This is a genomic window from Embleya scabrispora DSM 41855 (assembly GCF_000372745.1).
Classification (GTDB): Bacteria; Actinomycetota; Actinomycetes; order Streptomycetales; family Streptomycetaceae; genus Embleya; species Embleya scabrispora.
Genome location: NZ_KB889595.1, coordinates 1 through 9,958, shown reverse-complemented (window position 1 = coordinate 9,958; position 9,958 = coordinate 1). Strand labels below are relative to the sequence as shown.

Annotated in this window: 8 protein-coding genes and 6 pseudogenes; 6 read left to right on the top strand and 8 right to left on the bottom strand. The window is 68.4% G+C overall.

What is annotated here, in order from left to right; translation table 11 throughout:
• Window positions 1-242: 242 nt before the first annotated feature.
• Both A3IC_RS73415 and A3IC_RS0109510 read right to left on the bottom strand, forming a co-directional pair.
• On the bottom strand, window positions 243-1,400 hold the full coding sequence (locus A3IC_RS73415) for a transposase family protein (RefSeq protein WP_079026344.1): 1,158 nt from the start codon (window positions 1,398-1,400) through the stop codon (window positions 243-245).
• A 653-nt stretch (window positions 1,401-2,053) separates the two neighbouring features.
• Window positions 2,054-3,493 (bottom strand): DHA2 family efflux MFS transporter permease subunit, encoded by a 1,440-nt coding sequence (locus tag A3IC_RS0109510; RefSeq protein WP_063744818.1) that lies wholly within the window; start codon window positions 3,491-3,493, stop codon window positions 2,054-2,056.
• Window positions 3,494-3,544: 51 nt separating this feature from the next.
• On the opposite strand from A3IC_RS0109510, the gene A3IC_RS0109505 reads away from it, so the two are divergent.
• Entirely contained in the window at window positions 3,545-4,276 is a 732-nt protein-coding gene (locus A3IC_RS0109505) for a TetR/AcrR family transcriptional regulator (RefSeq protein ID WP_020549824.1), read from the top strand.
• A gap of 553 nt (window positions 4,277-4,829) precedes the next feature.
• Here A3IC_RS0109505 and A3IC_RS62030 read toward each other — a convergent pair.
• Window positions 4,830-5,069: pseudogene (locus tag A3IC_RS62030) on the bottom strand (pyridoxal-phosphate dependent enzyme); the annotation flags it as partial.
• Window positions 5,070-5,078: 9 nt separating this feature from the next.
• Here A3IC_RS62030 and A3IC_RS53400 point away from each other — a divergent pair.
• A pseudogene (locus A3IC_RS53400) lies at window positions 5,079-5,370 on the top strand (transposase); the annotation flags it as partial.
• A gap of 63 nt (window positions 5,371-5,433) precedes the next feature.
• Window positions 5,434-5,760 (top strand): annotated as a pseudogene (locus A3IC_RS73410) (hypothetical protein); the annotation flags it as partial.
• On the opposite strand, the pseudogene A3IC_RS53395 reads toward A3IC_RS73410, so the two are convergent.
• Window positions 5,703-5,963: pseudogene (locus tag A3IC_RS53395) on the bottom strand (MmyB family transcriptional regulator); the annotation flags it as partial. The pseudogenes A3IC_RS73410 and A3IC_RS53395 overlap by 58 nt on opposite strands.
• Window positions 5,964-6,133: 170 nt before the next feature.
• Between A3IC_RS53395 and A3IC_RS0109480 the strand changes: the two are divergent.
• Window positions 6,134-6,556: a Helicase associated domain protein gene (locus A3IC_RS0109480; protein WP_158695873.1), complete on the top strand. Its 423-nt coding sequence runs from the start codon at window positions 6,134-6,136 to the stop codon at window positions 6,554-6,556.
• Between the two features lie 239 nt (window positions 6,557-6,795).
• Window positions 6,796-7,077, top strand: coding sequence for a hypothetical protein (locus A3IC_RS0109475; protein WP_158695872.1), 282 nt, complete (start codon window positions 6,796-6,798; stop codon window positions 7,075-7,077).
• Between the two features lie 244 nt (window positions 7,078-7,321).
• Here A3IC_RS0109475 and A3IC_RS68450 read toward each other — a convergent pair whose 3' ends face one another.
• The 4 genes and pseudogenes from A3IC_RS68450 to A3IC_RS70715 all read right to left on the bottom strand — a co-directional run.
• The gene (locus A3IC_RS68450; protein ID WP_158695871.1) at window positions 7,322-7,477 is read right to left on the bottom strand and encodes a hypothetical protein; all 156 of its coding nucleotides are present in this window, start codon (window positions 7,475-7,477) and stop codon (window positions 7,322-7,324) included.
• A 211-nt stretch (window positions 7,478-7,688) separates the two neighbouring features.
• Window positions 7,689-8,537, bottom strand: coding sequence for an SAM-dependent methyltransferase (locus tag A3IC_RS0109465; protein WP_020549817.1), 849 nt, complete (start codon window positions 8,535-8,537; stop codon window positions 7,689-7,691).
• A gap of 237 nt (window positions 8,538-8,774) precedes the next feature.
• Window positions 8,775-9,011 (bottom strand): hypothetical protein, encoded by a 237-nt coding sequence (locus A3IC_RS74015; RefSeq protein WP_483782872.1) that lies wholly within the window; start codon window positions 9,009-9,011, stop codon window positions 8,775-8,777.
• A gap of 155 nt (window positions 9,012-9,166) precedes the next feature.
• Window positions 9,167-9,289: pseudogene (locus A3IC_RS70715) on the bottom strand (aldo/keto reductase); the annotation flags it as partial.
• Between A3IC_RS70715 and A3IC_RS53390 the strand changes: the two are divergent.
• Window positions 9,286-9,958: pseudogene (locus tag A3IC_RS53390) on the top strand (helix-hairpin-helix domain-containing protein); the annotation flags it as partial. The pseudogenes A3IC_RS70715 and A3IC_RS53390 sit on opposite strands and share 4 nt — an antisense overlap.

Below are 9,958 nucleotides of genomic sequence, written 5' to 3'. Positions count from 1 at the left end.
TGGTGGTGCACGCTCGCCCGGGTGTGCATCGCGCCGGGCATGTTGTGGGGGCCGATGACCCTGGCACTGACCTACGCCTACTACATGCGCCGCTGCCGCCCCACCACACGCCGCTGACGCTGCACACCGCCGCCACGCAGCGCCCACGCCNCANCGTCGAATCGGTCGGGGTCGGCACGACGTCTATCTGGTGTTCTCCTCAGGCAGCACGTCCGACTTCGTGAACGTCAATGGGTTCGCATTCACCAAATAGGTCCCGGCGGGACGGCGGGAGTCGAGGACAGGCTGCCGCCGTTCCGCCGCACCACCTGCCGGCGCAGCAGGCACCCATGAGCCACACGGGCGTTCTTCGCACCGCCCTGCGGCAGGGAGATCACGGGTGAGCCCTGCGTCGCGTTCGTCGTGGACACTTCTCGCGCCGCGTCGTCGGCCGGTCGGCCGCCACCGACAAGCGGACCGACCTCGTATTTCGGTGTTCGAGATGGGCCTGTGGCAGCGCGACCGCACACAACATCCCGTCCGGCACGGGGAGTTGAATCCATCCAGTACACCTCGTTCCGTCTCACAGCCCACCTGGCGTGTGAGGCACCGCCGGATCCATCGGCACCGTCGGCGACGCCCTCGACGACGCCCTGATGGAATCCGTCCACCATCGGCCTCTTTGAGCTCTGCAAGACGGAATTGATCAAACTCCGAGGTCCGTGACACACCCTGGCCGCCGTCGAACTCGCCACCGCCGAGTGGATCGACTGGCACAACCACACACGACTCCACGGTGGGATCGGCCACGTCCCACCCGCCGAACATGCGGCCACCGTCGAAACGGTCCGGTCGGGCAGCAGATCCACCGGGCGCCGGGTCTCGATGTCCACCAGGATCGTGCCGTAGACGTGTCCCTTGCGGAGCGCGAACTCGTCCACTCCGAGAACTGTGGGCGTGTACGAAACCGGCTCGGGCAGGGCGCGTATCAGCCGCAGCAGCGTCGACCGGCTCGCCGTGACCGCGAGCGCGTTCACCAGCCTGGCACCGGCTCGGCCTGCCAGCATGAGAGCCGGCCGCTGCAAAACCGTCTGCAGGCCGACGCTTCGTCGCCCATAGCGGAAGGTCAGCCCATGGATCTGCTCGGCGAACGTTGCCCGCGGACACCTTTCCTCGCGACAGCGAAACCGGCGGACCCGTAACTCCATGACCACCCGACGATGGCCGACCGCGCTGTCCGCGAGCCGCCGCAGGTACCGGCTGTGGACCCGGGCCGAGACCACACCGCAGCCGGGACACCCTGCCCGCTCCGCTGTTACGCGAGCTCGTACGACCACCAACTCGCCGTCCGTCGCAACGTTTTCGACCAGCACGCCATCGACCCGGTGAAACCACAGGTCCTGGAGGAGTTCATCACCCACGGCCGTTCATGATGGCGGTTTCGGTGACCCTCCGTGGCTCCGGCACGGAAAGTGATCCAGAACCAGACTTCAACCGCCGCCGACAGCCTGCCGATGGCGCTGCCGAATGCATACGTTGCTCCCTCGACCGCAGGTTGAAGGAGGTCTTCACGAGGCACTACGCCGAACAAGCGACGGCCAATCAGGCAGTCATCAAACCCCCGCAACCCGCCCTGACCAGCTATTCAACACCTCCTGCACAACGGGGGAAGCTCAGGGCACGCCAGGCAGATCGTGGCCGCCCGGCAGGGGCGGACCACGTTCGCCGACCGAACACCCGCCGGCCGAGGGGACGGCGGGTCCGGCGGCTGCTGCTGCGAGATCTCGGGGCCGGGGGCATGGAAACCGCCTCGACCCGTCTCGACCTGTGCCCGACCGGTCGCAGCGTCGCAGGTGATGGCCGAACAGGCCGGACCGCCCGGCGAATCAGGCGCGCCAGGCGCCAGGGCTGCCCCGAGCGGCCCGACCCTGGGCGGCAAGGTTTTGATCATGCATGGACTCTCCTTGTGCCGGCCCGGGGATGCGCTTGGCAGAGGTCGAGGGTGGTGGGCGGGTGATGGCGAGTCGGTGCCGGCGCGTTCGGCGTGTGATGCATGGGTGTGCGTGGGCGGGGGTCAGTGGGCCTGTTGGGAGTGTTTCGGGAGTCGGCCGACGAGGAGGAGGGTGAGGAGGTACAGGGCGGCACAGAGGCCGAAGACCAGTTCCGCGGCGTGGAAGTAGGAGTGTGTGGTGCCGGGGGCGGCGCCGGCGAAGAAGACGGTGCCCAGGGCGGCGACGCCGATGGCTCCGGCGAACTGCTGGACTGCGTTGAGCATGCCGGCGCCGCTGCCCACCTCCTCGGTCGTGGCGTCGCCGAGGATGAAGTCGAAGAGTGGGACGAACATCAGTCCCGCGCCGAAGCCGGTCAGGAAGAGCGAGGGTGCGAGGTGCCACGCGGTGACGTCGGTACTCCAGTGCACGACGGTCCACCACAGGGCGAGCAGGCCCACGATCGCGATGGACAGGCCGATTCGCAGTGTGGCACGGCCGAGTTTCTCGGCGAGTACGGCGCCGGCGAGCAGGACCGCGACGGCGGTTCCCAGGGCCCAGGGGATCAGGGTGAGGCCGGTGCGCAGCGGCGTCCAGTGCAGGCCGAGTTGTAGGAGCAGGTTGATGACGAGCACGAACGCGCTGAGGGAGGCGTAGAAGCCGCCGACGATCAGCAGCCCGATGACGAAGCTGCGCCGGCGGAACAGGGAGGGCGTGATGACGGGGTGCGGGCTGCGGCGTTCGGAGGCGACGAAGAGTGCGAACACCGCGACCGAGGCGATCATCGAGAGGTAGGTCCAGGCGGGCCAACCCAGCTCGCGGCCCTGGATGAGCGGGATGATCAGCAGGGCGGACCCCGCGGTGAGCAGTGCCACGCCGGTGAGGTCGAGGCGGGTGCCGGGGTCCTCGCCGCTGTGGTGGGGCAGGACGCGCCGACCGAGGAGGGCGGCGGCGATGCCGAAGGGGACGTTGATCAGGAAGATCGAGCGCCACTGGCTGCCGAACGGGTTCAGGTGGAGCAGCCAGCCGGCGAGGATCGGGCCGGCCACCGTGGCCAGGCCCATGATCGGGCCGAACGGCATGAGGGCCTTGCGCAGGTACTGCGGCGGGAAGACGATCTTCACCAGTGCCATGCCCTGGGGGATCATCACGGATCCGAACAGTCCCTGGAGCAGGCGCGCAGCGATCAGGAAGCCGGGGTCGGGGGCGAGACCGCAGGCCAGTGAGGTGAGGGTGAAGCCGGTCATGCCGAGCAGGAACAGGCGGCGCCGGCCGAGGATGTCACCGAGTCGGCCGGAGGTGACCAGGCCGAGCGAGAAGGCCACGGTGTAGACGGTCAGGACCCATTGCAGGGTCATCGGACCGCCGCCGAGGTCGGCGCGGATGGACGGGCCGGCGAGGTTGGCGACGCTGGAGTCGAGGTCCATGATCTCGGCGACGAACACGACTGCCAGGACCAGCCATGCCTGCCGGAGGGGGAGCGGACCGGCGCGCGAAACGGTCAACGAACTTTGTTCAGTAGTCATGAACTAAGTTCTAGGCGACGAACTTAGTTCAGGTCAAGCTAGGATGTCGGTATGTCCTCCGACCAGCCAAGGCGGGGCCGAGCGGCCCGCCACGCGCCGCAGCCCGCCGATACCGCGCCGCCGACACCCCCGCGCAAGGCGCCGATCACGCTCGATCGGATCACCGACGCCGCCCTGCACGTCGTCGCCACCGAGGGATACGACGCGCTCACTGTCCGCAGGATCACGCACGTCCTGGGCACCGGGCCGTCCTCGCTCTACGCGCACATCGTCAACAAGGACGACATCGACGACCTGATCATCGGGCGACTGTGCTCGCGGATCGTGCTGCCCGAGCCCGATCCGGCGACCTGGCGGGACCAGACCCGCGATGTCTGCGCTCAGCTGCGCGACCAGTACCTGATGTACCCGGGCGTCTCCCGCGCGGCGCTCGCCGTGATCCCCACCAACCTGGAGACCCTCCGCGTGAACGAGGGCCTGCTGGCCATCCTGCTCGCCGGAGGCATCCGGCCTCAGACGGCGGCGTGGGCCATCGACAGCCTCTCCCTCTACGTCGGCGCCTACGCCCTGGAGCGCTCCCTGCTCGCACAGCGGCAGAAGGACCCGGACCACGAGTGGGTGCTCAGCCGCGAGGAACTGGTCGCCAGGTTCGAAGCGCTGCCAGCCGACCGGTTTCCGCGGATCAGGCGGCACGCGGCCGAACTGACCTCGGGCGCGGGACACGACCGCTTCGACTTCGCTCTCGGCCTGATCATCGACAACCTTCAGCCGGACGGTTCCTGACGCGCCGACGTGCCACGGTGTGGCCGGTGTCCGGGCCCGAGGCCCGCGCGGGGCTTCGCGGAGCGGGGCGGCGGTGGGCGAGCGGTGGGCGACGGCCTTGTCACGACGAAGGCGTGGGAGAGTCTACGCGCACTGCCTGACGGAGCGGCCTGGCTTCTCGCCTGCGCCGATCCTGCGGACTATCAGATGGAGCGAATCGAGGCGGTGTGGTCGGCGCTGTCCGACGTACTGATCCCTGGAACGCCGACTCGTCCGACCCCTACATAGCAAGGCTCAGCCTTCCCGCGGAACCCCTCGCCGTGCTGTTCGGCAGCAGCCGAGCCGCCGTGCACCGCACCTTCCACAAGATCAGGAAACTGCTCGACCAACACGGGACCACCATCCAACCCGCGACATCTCCACCCGCCGGACTCGCTGTCCTCCGCGCGTAGTCGAGCGGTCCCGTCAATCCGAGCAAAGATCAAACCAACGTATTGATCATCTGCAAGCCCTGGCAGACCTCGGCGTTGCATCCTGGGAACAGGCCCATGCCGCGGGCCCACGCGAGCAATTGTCAAGACCTGTGGACGGGAGCCGCGCGGACCCAGCGGTGATAGGCACCCATGTCGACGTTGCTACCGCACAGGATGCTGACCACGTGTCGGCCGGCGAAGCGGTCGCGGTCTTCGAGGATCGCCGCGATGCCGAGTGCGGCCGACGGTTCGACGACCAAGCCGGCGCGGTCGAGGAGTATTCGCATACCGGCGATGATCGACGCCTCCTGGACCAGAATGGCGTCGTCGGCGACCAGTATGCCGAGAATCTCACCGACCGGCAGCCCGCAGTGGCGGTCCGGTGCCGTCTGGACTGGAAATTACCGCCTGGGACTGGAGTTGGACGACGCGGGCTTCGACTTCTCGGTGCTGAGCGACTTCCCTGACCGGATGGCCGAAGGCGACCGTGTGGACCGGCTGCCAGCGATGATGGTGGACCGGCTGGCGGAAGCGGGGCTGGTCAGGCGACGCGGGCGCCAGCGCACCGACTCCACGCACGTCCTGGCCGCGGTACGGCGCCTGGACCGGATCGAGCTGGTGGGTGAAACCCTGAGATCGGCCCCGGGAGGGAACTGTTCCGGTTCTTCACGCTGACCTCGGCATCCGGGCCGGGGCCGGGGCCCGGCGGACCGGTTGGGGCTGGCGGTCGCGGTGTGCACGCTGCCGTGGCTGGGGTTCGTACCGGACGAAGTGGCGTCGACGCCGCGGGCGGCGGTGGTGCGGTTGGCCGAGCGGCTCCAAGTCGATCCGGTGGTCCTCGCGATAGACGACATCGCGCACCCGGTGACTCTTGTTTTCCACGATCCAGTGCCGGTGAACCAGACCGGCGATGGTTTCCGGTGTTGCCTGGTCGGCGGTCAGGGCTGCCCCGTGCACGAATGGACGGTTCGACATCACCGTGCGCACAACCGGTCCAATGCGGACTGGCTCTCATCGTCCACGGCGCGGTAGATCACCAACCGCTGGTCCGGATCTTGAAGTGGCATGAACACTTCGAAATGCACTGCGATCACACCGACGTCAGGATGTCGCATCACCTTGCGCCCGCGGCCGTTGACCTTGATGTCTCGCTCGGCCCACAATCGCGCGAATTCCTCGTCACGAGTGATGAATTCGGTGATGAGGTCGGTCAACGCCTGATCCTCCGGATGCGCGGCCCACGTGAGGTGCCCTGCCCGGCCGGTTCGGCGCCTGCGGAGGTCAGTGCCGCCGCGACCGCGTCGGCCGCGTCCGTACCGAGCGCCTCTGTGGTCGCCCGAACCCCACGGGGCGCAGCGACCCCGCCTTGTGGTGGTCGCTGGAGTGGCAACGCATACTCACGGCGGTGCGACTGCATGTCGAGGCGGGCGGGAGCCTCGAGGAGCTCGTGCCCGGACACACCATCGGCGGCGAGGACGTCGGGGCATGGCTGGAGCGGCAACGGCGTGGCGGGACGAGCCTGACGCCGGCGCAGCGGGAGGCGTTGGCCGGGGTGGGTGTCGAGGTGATCGCGGAGGAGGCCGGGGGGCGTCCGGAGCCGATGCGGGCTGTGGACCGGTGGGCGCTCACCCTGGCCGCCGCAGCCGCGTTCCGCGAGCGGGAAGGGCATCTGAGCGTGCCGCGCAAACACGTCGAGACCGTCGAAGCGGGTGGTGAGGTTCGCGCGGTGAAGTTGGGGGTCGCCCTGGCCAACGCACGACAACGACAGGCCACATGGCCGAGGGAACGTGTCGCGGCCTTGACCGGGCTCGGCATGCGATGGGCGTAGCGGGTGCGGCTCGCAAGTCGGTGAAGTGCGGTTTTCATCGGGAGCTGGATGTTCGTGTCGGCGGCCGTGGACTGCTTGACGCGTCTGTTTGTGCGCGGGGATTTCCTCCTGCCTGGCAGGGTTCGTTGGGGACGCGTAGGCGGATCGACCCACAACGAAACGGAGGGTGTTCCTCCGAAACTTGCGGAAAAAGTGGGCCGCTCGTGTCCCAAAGCTTCGTCGTGGAGCCCACTGATGGGATGACAACCGCCCGCGACGGGGGCCGGGTTGGTGTAAGGGTGGGCGGCGGTGCCGAGGCGCATTGGACGGTCATCTGCAGCTCGGGGAACAAGGTGACAATCGACGGCTGGGTGAAGGACACCAACGGTCCCGACGACGGCCAGTGTGCCCAGGTGTACGCGACCTTCCCCTACAGCGGCGTCACCAGGTCCACTTCCCTTGCATGCGGTAACGGCCAGCGGCTGGACTTCATATGGTCGAGTTCCGGCAACAGCGTGGATGCGTGGCTGCGCGAGGTGTAGGCACGACCGGGAACGTACCGAACCCACCGCAACCAGCCGGCGAGCAGCGTCCGACCAACGCGTCAATCGTTGTGTCGAAGGGCCTTGGGGACCAAGGGGCGTGACATCGCGCCGCAGACGCGCTTTCGCGCCCGAGGATGGCGACCTGCGCGGAACTCGACGACACCGTCGGCCACGTGTGCGGCACCGACAACCGTCCGCGCCCGGAGCCGAGGTCGGACGCACGCCGCCGCAATCCGCGAAATCACCCGGCGCGGGGTGGAGCCGGCGGTGCGGTGGTGCGCCTCGACCCGGTGGCGTCGGTCAACCGCATCGGACCCATCGCGCCGTCCTCGGGCTCGTCGTCGACGAACTCCCGGACGGCGAGCGCGTGCACGTCCATCGCACGGATTGCGTTCACCGGGCAGGCGTACCGCTCGCGGTCCGCACGGCCGGCTCCGGATCGGAGAGGTTGCAGGTGCCGACGTGCGTCGACAGGTCCCTTCGACAGACGGAACGGGGTCGGTGTCGTCGGCTGCGGCAAACGGGCGCCAACGAGTCGCAGGCCGTGGCGGCGTCTCCTGACGACCACTCGGGACCGGATCAGCAGGCCGGAGTGTGGGCGGTAGGGGTCAGCGCTTGCGGGCCAGAAGGCCGTAACAGGACACCTCCGCCGGCTCCGGCAACGCGGAACCGGGAGCGGGACGCCAGTGCGAGACGGACTCGACACCGGGAGGCATCAGCTCCCAGTCGCGAACGAGCTCGGTGACTTCTCCGCGGCTGCGGGTCTGCGCGGGGATACCCGCGGCGCGGTAGGTCTCGACGATCCGGGCCCATCCGTCCGGGTCGAAGTCGCCTGTGACGTGGGACAGCGCGAGGTAGCTCCCGGACGGGAGGCGTTCGGTCAACCGGCGCAGGATATCGGCAGGTTCGTCCTCGTCGGGTACGAAGTGCATGACTGCGATCAACAGCACCGCGAGGGGCCGGTCCATGTCCAGGGTCGCCGCGAGGACCGGGTGGTCGAGGATCGATTCCGGGTCGTGGATGTCGGCGTCGATGTACGCGGTGGCACCGTCCGGGTGGCTGGTCAGCAGCGCCCGGGCGTGGGCGAGGACGATGGGGTCGTTGTCGACGTAGACCACGCGGGACGAGGGATCCAGGTCCTGTGCGGCGTCGTGCGTATTGCGCCCTTCGATCGGAATGCCGGTGCCGATGTCCAGGAACTGGCGCACTCCGAGACGGGCGAGGTGGTCGACCGCCCGGAGCAGGAACGCGCGGTTTTGCCGAGCGGTCGTGCGCAGGGACGGAAAGGCGGCGAGTGCCTGCTCGGCGGCGGCCCGGTCGGCCGCGAAGTTGGTCTTGCCGTCGAGGTAGTAGTCGTACATACGCGCCGGATGTGCCCGCGTGACGTCGATCGGCGGCGCCGCGCGCCCGGCGGGATCCTCTTCCTCGGCCGAGTGGTTGAACACGGAACTCGTCACGGGATCCCCATCCTGATGCATAACTCCACCGGGCGCGGCACTTCGCGCCCGCGACCATGAAGTGCGGCGAATATGTTACCGAGTTTCGTCGTGTTGTCGGTGGTTGGATTTCACTTCCCGGGTCGGATGGTGAGGCCCGTCTCGGGGAGGCATCCGTCTGTCGGATCGTCAACCGGTCCTGGTCGGCGGCGTACTTCCGCAGATCAGCGGCACGGTGGGTGTTGAGGTTGTCCCGAATCAGGACGATGGGGCCGCCGAGTTGCAGGTGCGCACGCACGGCCGGGCCGCGGTAGTCGGTCCGGGCAAAGCTCCTGCGCTCCCCCTTGCGGTGCGCGTGGGCACGATGTCGATGACACCCGCCTCGCGCCGGGCACGACGCCACCGTTCGACCGACCGACGCGCCACCCGTAACTCCGACGCGACCACCGCGTTGGACTCACCCCGCCCGAACCGCTCGGCGGCATCCAGCCGCAACCGCTCCCGCGCCGCTCGTTCCCTCCGCCCGGCCCCGGGGGTTCTACGCGGTCACCACCGACGAGTTGTATCCACGGTGGCCCTGGAGCGCGGAAGTGCTGGTGCATACCGAGGCGTTCGCCGAGGCCCCTGTACCCGTTCGGGCGGAACAGCCGCCCTTGGTCGGCGTTCCACCGCTTGGTGGTGACGAACAGTTCCTCGCGTGAAAACCCGGAGGCGGCCAGGGCACGGCCGACGCCGGTCTCGTTGCCGTAGATCGCGGCGGTGTCGATGTCGCGAGATCACGCCCATCCACCCCGAACTGAAATCACCCCTGCAGGACGTACTCGGCCCCACAGTACGGCCTGATCGTCTACCAGGAGCAGGTTCAGCGTGCCGCGCAGGTGTTGGCCGGCTACAGCCTGGGCCAGGCCGACCTGCTCCGCCGCGCGATGGGCAAGAAGAAGAAGAAGGAAGTCCTGGAGAAGGAGTTCATCCCGTTCCAGGCCGGTTGCCGCGAACGCGGCTACGGTGACGAGGCGATCCAGGCGGTGTGGGACGTACTGGTCCCGTTCGCCGGCTACGCGTTCAACAAGTCGCACTCCGCCGCGTACGGCCTGGTGTCCTACCAAACGGCCTATCTCAAGGCGAACTTCCCGGCCGAGTACATGGCCGCGCTGCTCACCTCGGTGGGCGACGAAAAGGACAAGATGGGCATGTACCTGGCCGATGCCAGGTCGGCCGGCATCCGGGTGCTCTCGCCCGACGTCAACGAGTCCGTGGCCGACTTCACCGCCGTCGGCTCCGACGTGCGGTTCGGCCTGCGGGCGATCCGCAACGTGGGCGACAACGTCATCAACGACATCGTCGAAGCGCGCACGAGCAAGGGGAAGTTCAACTCCTTCGCCGACTTCCTGACCAAGATCGGGCTGCCCGCGTGCAACAAGCGCGCGGTCGAATCGCTGGTC